Origin of the sequence: Kitasatospora sp. NBC_01287 (genome assembly GCF_026340565.1) — a bacterium.
In the GTDB taxonomy this organism is placed as follows: Bacteria; Actinomycetota; Actinomycetes; order Streptomycetales; family Streptomycetaceae; genus Kitasatospora.
In genome coordinates this window covers 6,594,293-6,609,533 of the sequence record NZ_JAPEPB010000001.1, presented here as the reverse complement: position 1 = coordinate 6,609,533, position 15,241 = coordinate 6,594,293, and the positions used below count along the sequence as shown (strand labels likewise).

Sequence of the window (15,241 nt, the reverse complement as noted above, 5' to 3'; positions counted from 1 at the left end):
GGCACTCTCTTCAGGACTGTCATGGCGGGCGGAGGGAGCAGGTGGCGCTTCCCGCGGCAGGTGAGTGAGCGGGAAGCGCGACGTCGCGATCCAGCGTGGTCACAGTCGATCAGAGGTGAATCAATGGCGGATTGCCGCGCAGGTCAGCGCACCTGCGGAAGCAGAACGGACACTGCTGACGAGGTGTCAGCAGTGTCCGTTCGAGTCACCCGCCAAGGCCCGCGGACGGCTCAGGCCGGTGTCGGCCCTGCCAGGTTCTGGGTCAGCCACTGCAGGGTGTCCGGGATCATCTTCTTGAAGTGCGAGGTGAGGTGCTTGCCGCCCGGCTGCTCGTAGTAGTCGATCTTGGTGGGGGCCGCCGCCTTCGCCACCCATGCCTTGACCAGCTTGACCTCGTCCGGCGTCGCCCCACCCGCCGTGGCCAGCATCCGCACGTCGGCCTTGCTCTGGCCGACCAGCACGTCGGGGCTGTTCGCCAGCCGGTCCGCCTCGTGGCCCTTCCAGAACTCGGAGTCGGGGTTGAAGTAGCCGTCGATCGGCACCGCGGCCTTGTAGAGGTCGGGGTGCTGCAGGGCCATCTTGGCGCTGCAGAACGCGCCGGTGGAGGCGCCCATCAGGCCCCAGCCGTCGCGGCTCTTCAGGGTGCGGAAGTTGGCACGCACGAAGTCGGGGACGTCCTCGGACATCCAGGTGCCCATCTTCGGCTGGCCGGGGATGTCACTGCAGTCCAGCGTCTGCTTCTCGTCGGCGACCAGGTTCTGCACCGGCATCACCATGATGAACGGGTGCGCCTTGCCCTGCTTGACCAGGTCCTCGTCCTCCGCCTGGATCGGCAGCTGGTCGTCGGTCCAGGTGTTGTAGCCGTTGCTCTGGCCGCCCGCGTAGAGGGTGAGCACCGGGAAGCCGTAGGTGGCGTACTTGGGGTCGTTGTACTCCGGCGGGAGCCAGACCCAGACCTTGGCGGTGACCCCGGACTTCTTGCCGGTCAGCGTCGTCATCATGATCGGGCCGGCCGCGGTGTCGCGGGCCTTGGTCAGCTGGGTGGCGGGACCGGTCGGCAGGGAGACCTGGTCCGAGCCGGCGGACGGCGCGGCGCTCGCGGCCGGCGCGGCCGATCCGCTCGGGTCCGTGCCCGCCGGGGCACCGGGCGAGCCCGCGACCCGGCCGGCCGGCGGCGCGGCCTGGGCCGCGGGCTTGCCGCCGCCACTCCCGCCGCACGCGGTGAGGGCGGCCGCCATGGTGAGGACGGCGGCGGCGGACAGGACGGCACGTGGACGGGCGAACGGCGGCTGCACGAGGGGACTTTCCGAGTGGTGGGGAGACGCCCGGGCGGGTGGCGCCGGGCCACGCCGACCCAGGTGGGGTCGGCGCGCGGTGGTGTTGATCCTATGACGCGGCCCCGACCGGCCGTGGTTGCGACCGGGCGGCCCACCACCCAACATTTGGTACGACTTAGGCAAAGTCCAGCCGTTCGGCCCCCGCCGATCGGCCGGGCGACGGGGGGCGGACCAGGCAGGCCCGGCTACCCGGCCACCCGGCCGGCGGGCCGGCGGGCCGGCGGGCCGGCGGGATCGGCCCTCACCACGGCCGCGCCGGTGGTGGCCCAGCCCCGCGCGTTGTGGTCCACCACGAGGGCGGTGTCGTTCAGGGGCCGGCCGACGGTGCCGCCGCCCTCCCAGGACCGGGAGGCCGACTGACGACGCGTCATCTACTCGGTCGGGCAACAGGAGTCGGTCGGCTCGATGGTGCCGCGCCAGACCGGCAGCAGCGCCGGGTGGTCGAGGTCGGGCTCGGCGCCCAGCCCGGGGCCGGCGGGCAGCGCCAGCCGCCCCCCGCTGATCCGCTCGGCGCCGCCGAGCAGCGCGGCTCGCCAGTCCACCTCGCCGAAGGCGAACTCCAGCGGCTCGGTGGGCAGCAGCGCGGCCAGGTGCGCACTGTGCAGGGTGGCCACCGGGCCGGCGGGGTTGTGCAACGAGACCCGGGCGGCGCCCGCCGCCGCGGCCAGCGCGAGCACCGCGGCCGGTCCTCCGGCGTGCTTGACGTCGGGCAGCACGTAGTCCAGCAGGCCGTCCACCGCGGCGAGTTCGGCGGCGTCGAAGGCGAACTCGCCGCCGGCCAGCGGCAGCTGGGTGCGGTGGCGCAGCTCGGCCAGCTCGGCCGGGCGGGCGCTGCCCACGCCGTCCTCCAGCCAGCCGATCCCGAGCTCGGCGAACGGGTCGAGCAGCGGGGTGAGTTCGGCGAGCGAGAGGCGCTCGTGGCAGTCCACCAGGACCCGCACGTCCGGGCCGACCGCCGCCCGCACCGCGCGCACCCGGGCCAGTCCGAGGTGCGCCAGCCGGTCACCGCCCGGGGTGTCGAAGGGCGCGAGCTTGACGGCGGTGAACCCGGCCCGCACGGCGGCGACCGCGGTGGCCGCCACCTCGGCCGGGGCCCGGCCGCCCGGGGCCCGGTTGAGGTTGGCGTACAGCGGCACCGACTCCGGCGCGTGAGCGGCGCCCGCGCCGCCGAGCCAGCGCCACAGCGGCACCCCGGCCCGCCTGGCGGCCAGGTCGGCCAGCGCCTGGCGCACCGCCCCGCGCACCGTGCGGCGGGTGAACACGCCGACCTCGCCGTCCCCGTCGAGCACCCGCAGCACGGCCGCGCGCGGCCCGGCGTCGGAGCACTCGCCCCAGCCGGTCACCCCGTCCTGGTCGCGCAGCCGCAGCAGCAGCCAGTCGGTGCGTCCGCTCACGGCGCAGCGGAAGAGCTCGCCGGTCAGGGTGGTACTCGGTGCGACGGTCGTGGTCACAGCAGCCCCAAGGAGGTGAACGGTTCGGTGATGACCCGCTCCAGCACCGGCACCGCCGAGGACCGCACCAGGGTCCGGGCGCCGAACACGGCGGGCACGATGTCCGCGGCCACCGCGGCACCGCGGTGGCTGCGCTCGGCGACCTCGGCGCGCAGGTCGTCCAGGTACTCGTCGGCGACCAGGATGCCGCCGGCCAGCACCACCCGGCTCGGGTTGAGCAGGTCGACCAGGGTTGCGATGGCCCGCCCGGCCCGGCGGGCCCGGCGGCGCAGCAGCCGCTGGGCGCGCTCGTCGCCGCTGCCCGAGCCGGCCGGGCGGGCGGCGGCGACCAGGCGCTCCAGGTCGAGCGCGCCGCCGGCCGTGCCGCTCGGGCCGGGGTCGAGCAGGCCGGCCGCGCGGGCCTCGGCGATCAACGCGAGGTCGCCGGCCGCCACGCTCAGGCAGCCGGTGCCGCAGCGCGGGCAGCGCACCGCGGGGTCGTCGGTGGCGGTCAGGTGCTCGATGCCGCCGGCCGCGGCACCGGGGCCGCGGTGCACGGTGCGGTCCACCACGATCGCCGCGCCCAGCACGTTGCCGATGAAGACCAGCGCGAAGTCGTCCACCTCGCGCCCGGCACCGAACCAGAGCTCGGCGCGGGCGATGGCGCGCACCGTCTGCTCCAGCACCAGCGGGCCGGGCAGCTTGCCCACCAGCTCGGCGCGCAGGTCCACGTCCCGCCAGCCGAGCGGCCCGTGCTCGACCACCAGGCCGCGCGCGCCGTCCACCCAGCCGCCGATGCTGACCCCGGTGCCGACCAGCCGGCGCCCGGCCAGCTTCTCGTCCAGGAAGGCCCGGACCCCCTCGGCGGCCTGCGCGGCGATCCGACGCGGGGTCAGCTCGCCGCCACCGCCGTGCGCCAGCTCGCGTTCGAGCAGCACCCGCCCGTCCAGGCCGACCAGGCCGAACGTGGTGCGCAGCAGGCCGATGTGCACGCCGAGCGCGACGGTGCGCTCGGGGTCGACCCGCAGCGGCACCCGCGGGCGGCCCTGGGTCGGCTCCATCGGGGAGAGCTCGCCGAGCAGCCCCGCCTCGATCAGGGTGCTGGTCAGCTTGGTGACGCTGGGCGCGGAGAGGCCGGTGTGCCGGGCGATCTCGGCCCGGGAGACGGGGCCGAAGGCGAGGACGGCGCGCAGCACCGCGGAGGCGTTGCCCTGCCGCATGTACTCGGCCCGCTGGCCGGGGGTGATCAGCCCCTGGGGCTGCTCGCCGCGGTTGGTCACGCGGTTGGTCACGCGGTTGGTCACGGTGCGGTTGGTCACGGTGATCGCCTCCTCCCGGCACCCTATCGTTTCCGGCGCGTTTACTTATTTTCCGAAACTTAGTGACCTCGGGCGCTCCTGACAAGCCCCCGCGCCGGTCGACGGCGATCTTCGGTGCGCTCCTACCAATGACACCGGCCGGACAAGTCGGCGATCATCGGCTCACCACCAGCACAGGGAGCACCGCATGCCGCAGCAGACCGCCGTCGTCACCGGGGCCGGCACCGGCGTGGGCCGGGCCGTCGCGCTCGAACTGGCCGCGGCCGGATGGCGGCTCGCGCTCGCCGGACGCCGGGCCGAACCGCTGCACGAGACCGCCGCGCTGACCGGCCGCGCGGCCGCGGTCATCCCGACCGACGTGACCGATCCGGCCGCGGTGGACGCGCTCTTCGCCGAGGTGGCCGAGCGCTTCGGCCGGATCGACCTGCTCTTCAACAACGCCGGTACCTTCGGCGCCCCCGTGCCGCTGGAGGAACTCTCCTACCAGGACTGGCGCGCGGTGGTGGACCTCAACCTGACCGGCGCCTTCCTCTGCGCCCAGGCGGCCTTCCGGCAGATGAAGGGCCAACTGCCGCAGGGCGGGCGGATCATCAACAACGGCTCGATCTCGGCGCACGTGCCGCGCCCGCAGAGCATCGCGTACACCGCCACCAAGCACGCGGTCACCGGCCTGACCAAGTCGCTCTCGCTGGACGGGCGGCCGTACCGGATCGCCTGCGGCCAGATCGACATCGGCAACGCCGCCACCGACATGACCGCCTCGATGAGCCTGGGCGTGCGCCAGGCCGACGGCCGGATCGCCCCCGAGCCGACGATGGACGTGGCGGACGTGGCCCGTACCGTGCGGCACATGGCGGAGCTGCCACTGGAGGCCAACATCCAGTTCGCCACCGTCCTGGCCACCACCATGCCCTACATCGGGCGCGGCTGACCCGCCGGCGCGGGCCGCCGCGCCAGGGCCACCGCGTGGGCCGCAGGACGCACCGCTCAGACGGCGTCCGGCCCGCGCTCGCCGGTGCGCACCCGGACCAGGGTCTCCACCGGCACCACCCAGACCTTGCCGTCGCCGATCCGCCCGGTGCGCGCCGCCCCCAGCACGGCCTCGATCACCGGTTCGGCGTCCTCGTCGGCCACCACCACCTCCAGGCGAACCTTGGGCACCAGGTCGACCCGGTACTCCGCCCCCCGGTACACCTCGGTGTGACCACGCTGCCGCCCGTAACCGCTCGCCTCGGTGACGGTCAGCCCGTGCACCCCGAGCTCGCGCAGCACGGTCTTGACGTCGTCCAGCTGATAGGGCTTCAGGATGGCGGTGATCAGCTTCATATCGCGTGATGCTAGTGCTCTGACCGAATAGGTTCGCCGGGTTGGCGGTGCCACCGTCCGGACCGGTTGGATGTGGGCGGACATCCGAGGTGTGGGGAGGCGTGGTGGCGGAGCCGGTCAAGGTCCGGAGACTGACCGACCAGGAGGGGCAGCAGTTACAGCGGATCGTGCGTCGGGGCAGCACGAACACGGTGCGCTACCGGCGGGCGATGATGCTGCTGGCCTCGGCCGGCGGCAACCGCGTGCCGGTCATCGCCCAGTTGGTCGCGGCCGACGAAGACACCGTGCGTGACGTGATCCACCGGTTCAACGAGATCGGTCTGGCCTGCCTGGACCCTCGTTGGGCGGGAGGCCGTCCCCGCCTGCTCAGTCCTGACGACGAGGACTTCGTCGTCCAGACGGCCACCACTCGCCCGGCCAAGCTCGGGCAGCCCTTCACCCGCTGGTCGATCCGCAAGCTCGCCGCCTACCTGCGCAAGGTTCACGGCCGGGTGATCCGCCTGGGTCGCGAGGCTCTGCGCTGCCTGCTCGCCCGACGCGGCGTCACCTTCCAACGGACCAAGACGTGGAAGGAGTCCACCGACCCGGAGCGGGATGCCAAGCTCGACCGGATCGAGCACGTCCTGGACCGCTTCCCCGACCGCACGTTCGCGTTCGACGAGTTCGGACCGCTCGGTATCCGCCCCAACGGCGGATCCTGCTGGGCCAAGGAGGGCAGGCCCGACCGGCTGCCGGCGACCTACCATCGCACCCACGGCGTCACCTACTTCCACGGCTGCTACTCGATCGGCGACGACACCCTGTGGGGCGTCAACCGCCGCCGCAAGGGCACCACGAACACCATGGCCGCACTCCGATCGATCCGGGCCGCCCGCCCAGACGGCGCCCCGGTCTACGTGATCCTGGACAACCTCTCCGCCCACAACGGCAAGAAGATCCGCAGCTGGGCTCACAACAACAACGTCCACCTCTGCTTCACCCCGACGAACGCTTCCTGGGCCAACCCGATCGAGGCGCACTTCGGGCCGCTGAGGCAGTTCACCCTCGCGAACTCGAACCACCCCAACCACACGGTCCAGACCCGCGAACTGCACCGCTACCTGCGCTGGCGCAACACCAACGCCCGCCACCCCGACGTACTCGCCGCCCAACGCCGCGAACGCGCCCGCATCCGCAGTGAGAAGGGCCTGCGCTGGGGCGGCCGACCGGCGGCGGCCTGATCAATCGCCGACGTTGAGCTCCGCAAACTCAGCGACCCCGAGCTCGGCCAGGACGCCGCGGAGCCGCGTCAGTGCTTCGTCCCGCTGCAAGCCCTCCGCGATCTCCAGGTCGAGATGGCAACGACCCATGCCGCTGCCCGCGCCTGTGACCTCACCGTGGAGGCCGAACTCGGCCTCCACCGCCTCCTCGACCTCATCACGGTCGATCGGCAAACCAACAAAGACGATCTCTACGAACAACACGGCCCTCCGTCTCAACCCGGCGAACCATATCGGTCAGAGCACTAGCGATCGGGCCGCCGGGCGCCCGTCAACCTCGCCTGTGACCAGCGCCTTTACCTGTGACTTGACGATATTTTACATCCCGTGTTTGATCAGGTCCGACACCGGGGCTACAGGGGGCCAGATGGCAGCGGACAGCATCGCGGCAGGCGTCGAACTGCGCCATCTGCGCTCCTTCCTGATGGTGTCCCAGGAGTTGAACATCACCCGGGCGGCAGCCCGGCTGCACCTGGCCCAGCAGGCCGTCTCGGTCCAGATCCAGCAGCTCGAACGGGCCCTGGGCGCCCCCTTGCTGGTGCGCACCTCACGAGGCGTCAGCCTGACCCCGGCCGGCGCCGAGCTGGCGGTCGGCGCCCGCAGCGTGGTCGGCGAGCTGGACAGCCTGGCCGCCCGGCTGCGCGCCCGGGCCGAGCGGCCCGAGCCCGCCCGTCCGCTGCGGCTGGCCTGCTGCCCGTACGCCACCGCGCCGTTCGCGCTGGAGGCGGCGGCCGCGATGGAGGAGGCGATCCCCGGGCTGGCCATCGACCTGATCACAGTGCCGACCCTGGCCGAGGAGCTGGCGCTTCTGCGGTCCGACGAGGCGGACGCGGCCTTCCTCTGGCTGCCGGCCGCCCCGGGCACGCTGCGACAGGCCCGGGTGCGCGCCTACCAGCGGGCGGTCGCGGTGCGCCGGGGCCACCGGCTGGCGGACCGGGCCTCCGTCTGCCTGGCCGACCTGGCCGAGGAGGCCTTGGTGGTGCCGGACAGCTTCGAGTGCGCCGAGGCGCGCGGACCCTGGTCCGTGCCGCGCGCCGCTCCGGCCGAGGACTGGGGGAAGGTCGAGGGCTGGGGGAAGGTCGAGGACTGCCTGCTGGCGGTGGCCCGCGGGCGGGGCGTCTGGCTGGCCCCCGAGCCGCTGAGCCGCTGGGCTCCGGCCGCCCCCGGGGTGAGCTGGCTGCCGGTGCGCGACGCCGCCCCTTCGCACCTGGCGCTCACCTGGAGCAGCCGGGCTCCCGAGCCGTTGCTCACCCGGCTGGTGGCCGAGCTGCGGCGGTTCACCGGCTGGACCAAGGCCGCCTGACGAGGCGTCAACAGGAGCTGCCGGGCCTGCTCCCCGGCCGACTCTCAGGAGAGCGCGCGGCGGCGGGAGGAGGCCGCGGGCACGGCCGGCAGACCCAGGGCGGTCAGTGCCGCCTGGTAGGCCGCCATCGCCTGGACGGGCCGCTCCCGCTCCGCCCAGGAGTCGCCCAGCCTGCGCCAGATCAGCGCGACGTCGCGGTGGTCGCCGGAGCGGTCCAGCAGCCTCCCGCAGCGGTGCAGTTCCGCCTCGCCGAACTCCTCGTCACCGGCCACCAGGTGGGCCCGCCCGAAGGCCAGCGCGAGCGCGGCCCGCTCGTGCCAGAGCTCCTCGCCGATCGCCTCCAGCAGCGCCGTCCCCCGCGCGGCCCACTCCAGGGCCCCGGCCGGATCGCCGAGTTGGACCAGCACCTCGGAGAGCAGCACCACGCAGAAGACCACTTCCGAGATCCGGGCGCTCTCCCGCAGGATCCCGTAGGCGGCGACCAGCAGGTCCAGCGCGCCGGCCGGCTCGCCCCTGGCGATCAGCACCCGGGCCAGGTTGCACCGCAGCATGCCCTGGTGACGGGCGTTGTCCGCCTCCGCCATCAATGCCAGGGCGCGCTCCGCCAGTTCGAGCGCCTCGTCGAACCGGCCCTGCTCCCGGGCGATCAGCGAGGCGTTCCACTCCACCGCGCCGAGCGCGACCCGCGAGCCGGTGGAGCGGGCCAGCGGCAGCAGCCGCTCGGCCAGCAGCTTGGCCGAGGTCAGGTCCCCGCGCGAGATGTAGCAGCCCATCAGGGTCGAGCCGAGCTGCAGGTGCTCGGGCAGCGGTGCCACGTCGGCCCGGCTCAGCTCGGCCATCGCCCGCTCGCCGAAGTCCACGCTCATCGCCTGATCGCCCACGTCGCGGTAGCAGCGGCAGAGCGCCACCGCGAGCAACGCCCAGTCCTCGGAGCCGACTTCGGTGTCGGGCTCGGCCAGCAGCTCGCGATAGGCGCCGATCGCCCGCTCCAGCCGCCCGAGCTTCTCCAACGCCCAGGCCCGGCCGCGCCCGGCCCGGCGGGCGGTCTGCCGGTCCGGCGGCGGGTCGGCGGCCAGCACGCGGCCGAAGACGGCCAGCGCCTCGGCGTCACCGCCGTTGCGCAGGGCCAGTTCAGCGAAGGCCGTGTCCAGCCGGAGCGTCACAGGGTCTGTCCCCCTCTGTGGAGGCCGGGGTGCTGGCGGGGGCGTGCCCGGGTTCGTGGTCCGGATCAGGTTACCCGCCGGCCGCCCGGCCAACCCCAGCCGTCCAGCAACCGGGACCCACCGGACGCGGCGGCGGCACGGACCCAAGTCCCGGTCCCCGCCCCTCGGCCCGCCACCGCACCGCTCACAGCCCGGCGGGCCGCAGCACCGCGCGCAGCGGGGCGGCGCCCGACAGCCCCGCCGCCGCGAGGCCCTGCCGGTAGGCGTTCATCGCCGCCTCCGGGCAGCCGTGCCCCAGCCACTGGTCGCCCAGCGCCCGCCACACCTCGGCCCGCTCCCGCCCGGCGGCCAGCAGCGCCTGCTCCTCGCCGAGCAGTCGCTCCACGGTGTGCAGCGCCTCGGTGGCCTCCCGCGTCCGGCCCTGCAGCCGGCGGGCCTCACCCAGCTGCAGCCAGGCCCAGACCCCGACCCCGGTGTGCCCCTCGCCCGCCAGGTCCAGCGCGCGCTCCGCGTGCGCGGCCCCGTCGGCGTACTCACCCAGCATCAGATCTGCGCGGGCCAGGCTCAGTTCGCAGCCGGCCCGGTCCAACTGGCGCCCGCAGCGGGCCAGCTCCTGGCCGGCCAGCGCGAGGTACTTCTTGGCCAGCCCCGGCTCCGGCTCCGGGCCGTCGAGCAGCAGCGAGCCGTAGCCGGCCTTGAGCAGGCCGAGGTAGCGGGCCACCTCGTCCTCGGCGGGCAGCGCGAGGGCGCGCTCGGCCAGGGTGAGCGCGAGCGCCGTCTCGCCGCGCTGCTGGGCGCGCCGGCTGGCGTGCCGGAAGGCGGCGGCCCGGGCGGCCGGGGAGGCGGTGCGCTCGGCGTGCGGCAGCAGCCGGTCGGCCAGCTCCTTGGCGGCGGCCAGGCCGCCGCTGCGGTGCTGCGCCTCGATCAGCGCGACACCGAGGCCGAGGTGGTCCTCGGTCGGGGTGGCGATCACCGCGTCCAGGCGGGCCAGCGCGCCCTGCCCCAGCTCCACGGCGCTGGCCGGCTCGCCCGCGAGCAGATGGCAGCGGCAGAGCGCCACCGCGAGCCGCAGCCACTCGGCGGCGCCCGGCCCGAGCGCCGCGTCCCGGTACAGCTCGTGCAGCACCGCCAGCGCCTCGGCCGGGCGGTTCAGCCGCTCCAGTGCGTCGGCTCGGGCGATCTTGGCGCGGCGCCGGGTGGCGGTCTCGGCGGGCGGGTCCTCGGCCAGCACCGCGTCGCAGGCCGCCAGTGCCGCGCCGTACTCACCGCCACGCAGCGCCAGCTCACCCAGGGTGATCCGGAGCAGCAGCTCCTGCTGGCGCTCCAGCTCGCGATCGCCCTCCTGCCCGGTGCGCAGGAACTCCACCGTGCACCCGAGCTCGGCGGCCAGCCGGTGCAGGATCGCCGGGGTGACCGGGCGCTTGCCGGACTCCAGCAGCGACAGGTAGCTGACCGACATGCCCTCACCGGCCAGATCGCTCTGTTTGAGCCCGCGCTCGCGGCGCAGGTCCCGCAGCCGTCGGCCGATCTCCGTTGTGGCGTCCTGCCCGGATTCCATGCCCGCCCTTGCCTCGACTGTCTGGCGGTGCCCCGCACCGTGCTGACTGACTTGACTCCATTGTTTACAGGATTGACAACGCCTCTCCAAGACCAACGACGGAATGAACGGCGCGCGGGGCCCCGGCTCGAGCCGGGTTCGAGCGAACCCCCCGACCAGGACCCCGCCTCGCCCCCGGTATTGCGAACGCGTAACAATGGAACGCATGTGTGTCCCTCCGCCGCGCGCTGATCGCGCGCACCGCGCTGCCTCCCCCACCCCGGTCGGAGGCAACCGCCTCACACCGAGGGAGGACAGCCGGTGAAGAATCCACGACCAGAGGATGATCGGACGGCCACAGATCGTCTGGCAGACTTCTCGTCCATGGGGGAACCGACCGAAAGCCAGAGGCAGGACGGCGCCGAAGCCGCCCCGCTCAGCGCCGGCGGTTCCGTCCGAGCCACCGGCCACCCGGCCGAGTCGGCCGTGGACGGAGCCGGCGGCAGCACCGCCGTACGGGCCACCGGCTCGCTGCGGCACCGGATCATGGCGCAGCGGCGCGGTCCGGCCCGCCCCCGGCTCCTCTTCGAGCTGGCGCTGATCGGCTTCAGCTACTGGATCTACTCACTGGTGCGCAACGCGGTGCCCGAACAGGCGGACATCGCGCACCGCAACGCCATGTGGGTCTGGCACACCGAGCAGTTCCTCGGCATCGACGTCGAGCGCTCGATCAACCACGCGGTCAACTCGGTCACCTGGCTGATCGTGGGGATGAACTACTACTACGCGACGCTGCACTTCATCATCACGATCGGTGTGCTGGTCTGGCTCTACCGCAGCCACCCGGGCCGCTACGCGGCCGCTCGCACGGTGCTCTTCATCACCACCGGCGCGGCCCTGCTGGGCTTCTACTTCTTCCCGCTGGCCCCACCGCGGCTGGCCGGGCTCGGCTTCGTCGACACCGTCGAGGTCCACCACACCTGGGGCTCGCTGGCCTCGGGGGCGGCGGCCAGCGCCACCAACCAGTTCGCCGCGATGCCCTCGATGCACATCGGCTGGTCGACCTGGTGCGGGCTGACCATCTTCTTCCTGGCCGAACGCAGGTGGATCAGGGCGCTGGGGCTCATCTACCCGCTGTTCACCCTCTCGGTGATCATCTCCACCGGCAACCACTACTGGATGGACGCGGTGGGCGGCCTGCTCTGCCTGGCGCTCGGCTTCGCCGCGACCCGGCTGATCTACCACCGCTGGGCCTTCCAGTTCCCGCAGATCCCGACCGCCTGGCAGGCCCAGGCCGCCGTGCCCGAGCAGCGCCCCACCCCGGTGGGCGCCGGCTCCCGGCGCTGACCGAACCGCTGACCAGCCACTGAGGGATCGCCGACGACGGACGCGGGCGGCTCAGCCGTAGAAGAGCCGCTCGACCGCCGCCCGGGCCCGCCGGGTGGTGCGCCGGTAGTCGTCCACGAGTTCGCCGCTGTGGCCCGCCCCGTACCCGAGGTAGCGGGCCACCTGCGCGAGTTCCCGCGCCTCGCTCGGGAAGCTGTCACCGGGGCGCCCGCGCACCAGCATCACCGCGCCGCGCACCCGGGAGGCCAGCACCCAGGCGGCGTCCAGCACCGCCGCGTCCTCGCCCGCCAGCAGGCCCGCCCGGGCCGCGGCGAGCAGCGCCTGGCGGGTGCGGGTGGTGCGCAGCCCGGGCTGCGCGTGGCCGTGCTGGAGCTGGAGCAGCTGCACCGTCCACTCGACGTCCGCCAGGCCGCCGCGTCCGATCTTGGTGTGGGTGGTCGGGTCGGCCCCGCGCGGCAGCCGCTCGCTCTCGATCCGCGCCTTGATCCGCCGGATCTCCAGCAGGTCCCGCTCCGGCACGCCGTCCACGGGGTAGCGCAGCGGGTCGATCAGCTCCCGGAACCGCTCCCCCAGCTCGACGTCGCCCGCCATCGGCTCGGCGCGCAGCAAGGCCTGGCTCTCCCAGACGTGCGACCAGCGCGCGTAGTACGCCGCGTACGAGCCGAGCGTGCGCACCAGCGCCCCCTGGCGCCCCTCGGGCCGTAGGTCGGCGTCGACCAGCAGGGCCGGTTCGGTGGAGGGCGCGGCCAGCAGGGTGCGCAGCTGGTTGCAGACCGTACGGGCGGCGGCCGTCGCGTCGTGCTCCGTCCCGGGCAGCGGATCGTGCACGAAGAGCACGTCGGCGTCCGAGCCGTAGCCCAGCTCGTGGCCGCCGAACCGGCCCATCGCGATCACCGCGAGCCGGGCCGGGAACTCCTCGTCGTGCGCCCGCTCCCAGTCGGCCGTGCAGGCGGCCAGCGCACCGGCCAGGGTGGCGGCGTTGAGATCGGTGAGCGCGTTGGCGGTGGCCTCCAGCGCCTCGCCCGGGTACGCGCCGTGGCGGCCCAGCAGATCGCCCGCGGCGGTGCGGAACAGCTCCCGGCGGCGCACCGCGCGGGCCGCCGCCACCCCCGCCGCCGCGCTGGGCGCCCGGCCCACCGCCGAGCGGATCTCCTGCTCCAGCGCGGCCCGCCCGCGCGCGTCCAAGCCCTGCGCGTCGCCCAGCATGGCCACCGCCTCGGGCGCGCGCAGCAGCAGGTCGGGGGCCAGCCGCCCGGCCGACAGGATCCGCGCCAGGCCCTCGGCGGCCGCGCTCTCGTCGCGCAGCAGCCGCAGGTACCAGGGGGTGCGCCCGAGCGCGTCGGAGACCTGGCGGAAGCCCAGCAGCCCGGCGTCCGGGTCCGCGGAGTCGGCGAACCAGGCCAGCAGCACCGGCAGCAGGGTGCGCTGGATCGCCGCTTTCCGGCTCACCCCGCTGGCCAGCGCCACCAGGTGCCGCAGCGCGGCCGGCGGATCGGCGAAGCCCAGCGCCGCCAACCGCGTCTCGGCCGCCTCCGAGCTCATCGCCGGGGTGCCGGGGGTGAGCGCCTCACCGGCCGACAGCTCGGCCACCGCGGCCAGCAGCGGGCGGTAGAAGAGCTTCTCGTGCAGCCGGCGCACCTCCAGGGCGTGCCGCTTCCACTCGCGCTCCAACGCGGCCACCGGGTCGGCCTTGGTGTCGTCGTTGATCATCGCCGTGAGCGAGCGGGCCAGCCGGCGCAGGTCGGCCGGGTCGGTGGGCATCAGGTGGGTGCGGCGCAGCCGGTGCAGCTGGATCCGGTGCTCCAGGGTGCGCAGGAAACGGTAGGCGGTGTCCAGCGAGGCGGCGTCGGCCCGGCCGACGTAGCCGCCATGGGAGAGGGCCGCCAACGCCTCCAGGGTGTTGCCGCTGCGCAGCGCCGGATCGGTGCGGCCGTGCACCAGCTGCAGCAGCTGCACCGAGAACTCCACGTCGCGCAGGCCGCCCGGGCCCAGCTTGAGCTGGCGGTCCAGCTCGGTGGCCGGGATCGCGTCGATCACCCGGCGGCGCATCTGCTGCACGTCCGCGACGAAGTTCTCCCGATCGGCCGCGTGCCAGACCATCGGCGCCAGCGCCGCGCAGTAGGCCTCGCCCAGCTCGGCGTCGCCGGCCACCGGGCGGGCCTTCAGCAGCGCCTGGAACTCCCAGGTCTTGGCCCAGCGCTGGTAGTACGCGACATGGCTGGCCAGGGTCCGCACCAGCGGCCCGTTGCGGCCCTCGGGCCGCAGATTGGCGTCCACCGGCCAGATGGTGCCCTCGCGGGTGGTGTCCGAGCAGAGCCGCATCATGGCCGCCGCCAGCCGGGTGGCGGCCCGCAGCGCGCGGTCCTCCTCGACGCCTTCGCGCGGCTCGGCCACGAAGATCACGTCCACGTCGGAGACGTAGTTGAGCTCGTGTCCGCCGCACTTGCCCATGCCGATCACCGCCAGCCGGCAGGCGTCGGCGGCCTCCGGTTCCTGCTCGGCGGCGATCTCCAGCGCGGTGCGCAGCGTGGCGCCGGCCAGGTCGGCGAGCTCGGCGGCGCTCTGCGGCAGGTCGATGGTGCCGCTCAGGTCGCGGGCGGCGATGGTCAGCAGGCAGCGGCGGTAGGCGGCGCGCAGCGCGTCGGCCGGCTCCCCGTCGGTGTCACGGACCCGCTGGACCAGCTCGCGGCGGAAGTCGCCCGTGCCCGGGTGCATGTCACGCTGCTCGAAGGTGACCAGCGCGTGCCAGTCACGCGGGTGGGTGGCCAGGTGGTCGCCGAGCGCGGCGGAGGCGCCGAGCACGCCGAGCAGCCGGTCGCGCAGCGGCTTGGCGGCCGTCAGGGTGTCCCGCAGGGTGTGCCGATCGGGCTCGGGCAGGGCTTCGAGCAGCCGGGCCAGGCTCAGCAGGGCCTGGTCCGGGTCGGCGGTGGCGCCGAGCGCGTCCAGCAGGATCGGGTCGTCGGCCAGCCCGTGCAGCGCGGGGGCGGCCAGGTACCGGACGGCTGCCTCGGGATCACTGAAGCCCCGACGGGCCAGGCGGTTCTCGGGCCTGCTGACACGACTGCCACCGGCGGTCATCGCACTCCTCGTCGCTGCGGGCGGATTCAGATGATCAGCTCATAGCCTAGGTACTTCACCCCTCGGTTCGCGCACTCCGCTCCATTCCCCTTCATTCCCCGCCGCCGCCCCGTGACGCACAACTGCCGCGGGGCCCGACCGG

General features: G+C 74.2%; 13 protein-coding genes. 4 read left to right on the top strand and 9 right to left on the bottom strand.

The window, feature by feature from the left end; translation table 11 throughout:
- Nucleotides 1–230: 230 nt before the first annotated feature.
- The 4 genes from OG455_RS28830 to OG455_RS28815 form a co-directional block, all read right to left on the bottom strand.
- Nucleotides 231–1,295, bottom strand: a complete 1,065-nt coding sequence (locus OG455_RS28830; RefSeq protein ID WP_266298637.1) for an esterase family protein — start codon at nucleotides 1,293–1,295, stop codon at nucleotides 231–233.
- Nucleotides 1,296–1,522: 227 nt separating this feature from the next.
- Complete coding sequence (locus tag OG455_RS28825; protein ID WP_266298635.1) at nucleotides 1,523–1,708, bottom strand: hypothetical protein; 186 nt, start codon at nucleotides 1,706–1,708, stop codon at nucleotides 1,523–1,525.
- Complete coding sequence (locus OG455_RS28820) at nucleotides 1,709–2,788, bottom strand: enolase C-terminal domain-like protein (RefSeq protein WP_266298633.1); 1,080 nt, start codon at nucleotides 2,786–2,788, stop codon at nucleotides 1,709–1,711.
- The gene (locus OG455_RS28815; protein ID WP_266298631.1) at nucleotides 2,785–4,086 is read right to left on the bottom strand and encodes an ROK family transcriptional regulator; all 1,302 of its coding nucleotides are present in this window, start codon (nucleotides 4,084–4,086) and stop codon (nucleotides 2,785–2,787) included. The genes OG455_RS28820 and OG455_RS28815 overlap by 4 nt, the downstream gene beginning before the upstream one ends.
- Nucleotides 4,087–4,273: 187 nt before the next feature.
- Here OG455_RS28815 and OG455_RS28810 point away from each other — a divergent pair, with 187 nt between their 5' ends.
- Nucleotides 4,274–5,017 carry an SDR family oxidoreductase gene (locus tag OG455_RS28810; RefSeq protein WP_266298629.1) on the top strand — a complete coding sequence of 248 codons (744 nt, stop codon included), beginning with the start codon at nucleotides 4,274–4,276 and terminating at the stop codon, nucleotides 5,015–5,017.
- Between the two features lie 56 nt (nucleotides 5,018–5,073).
- On the opposite strand, the gene OG455_RS28805 is transcribed toward OG455_RS28810, so the two are convergent.
- Nucleotides 5,074–5,412: a P-II family nitrogen regulator gene (locus OG455_RS28805; protein ID WP_266298627.1), complete on the bottom strand. Its 339-nt coding sequence runs from the start codon at nucleotides 5,410–5,412 to the stop codon at nucleotides 5,074–5,076.
- 104 nt (nucleotides 5,413–5,516) lie between these two features.
- Between OG455_RS28805 and OG455_RS28800 the strand changes: the two genes are divergently transcribed.
- On the top strand, nucleotides 5,517–6,632 hold the full coding sequence (locus OG455_RS28800; protein WP_266288838.1) for an IS630 family transposase: 1,116 nt from the start codon (nucleotides 5,517–5,519) through the stop codon (nucleotides 6,630–6,632).
- Here OG455_RS28800 and OG455_RS28795 read toward each other — a convergent pair whose 3' ends face one another.
- Nucleotides 6,633–6,875, bottom strand: a complete 243-nt coding sequence (locus OG455_RS28795; RefSeq protein WP_266298625.1) for a hypothetical protein — start codon at nucleotides 6,873–6,875, stop codon at nucleotides 6,633–6,635.
- A 163-nt stretch (nucleotides 6,876–7,038) separates the two neighbouring features.
- Between OG455_RS28795 and OG455_RS28790 the strand changes: the two genes are divergently transcribed.
- Nucleotides 7,039–7,974, top strand: coding sequence for a LysR family transcriptional regulator (locus OG455_RS28790; RefSeq protein ID WP_266298623.1), 936 nt, complete (start codon nucleotides 7,039–7,041; stop codon nucleotides 7,972–7,974).
- Between the two features lie 44 nt (nucleotides 7,975–8,018).
- Here OG455_RS28790 and OG455_RS28785 read toward each other — a convergent pair whose 3' ends face one another.
- A complete protein-coding gene (locus tag OG455_RS28785; RefSeq protein ID WP_266298621.1) occupies nucleotides 8,019–9,137 on the bottom strand; it encodes a lipopolysaccharide assembly protein LapB in 1,119 nt (372 codons plus the stop codon).
- A gap of 184 nt (nucleotides 9,138–9,321) precedes the next feature.
- The gene (locus tag OG455_RS28780) at nucleotides 9,322–10,695 is read right to left on the bottom strand and encodes a helix-turn-helix transcriptional regulator (protein ID WP_266298619.1); all 1,374 of its coding nucleotides are present in this window, start codon (nucleotides 10,693–10,695) and stop codon (nucleotides 9,322–9,324) included.
- Between the two features lie 525 nt (nucleotides 10,696–11,220).
- On the opposite strand from OG455_RS28780, the gene OG455_RS28775 reads away from it, so the two are divergent.
- Nucleotides 11,221–12,021, top strand: coding sequence for a phosphatase PAP2 family protein (locus tag OG455_RS28775; RefSeq protein ID WP_266300985.1), 801 nt, complete (start codon nucleotides 11,221–11,223; stop codon nucleotides 12,019–12,021).
- 51 nt (nucleotides 12,022–12,072) lie between these two features.
- Here the strand turns inward: OG455_RS28775 and OG455_RS28770 are convergent, their stop codons facing one another.
- Nucleotides 12,073–15,099, bottom strand: a complete 3,027-nt coding sequence (locus OG455_RS28770; protein ID WP_266298617.1) for a bifunctional [glutamine synthetase] adenylyltransferase/[glutamine synthetase]-adenylyl-L-tyrosine phosphorylase — start codon at nucleotides 15,097–15,099, stop codon at nucleotides 12,073–12,075.
- Between the last annotated feature and the right edge of the window lie 142 nt (nucleotides 15,100–15,241).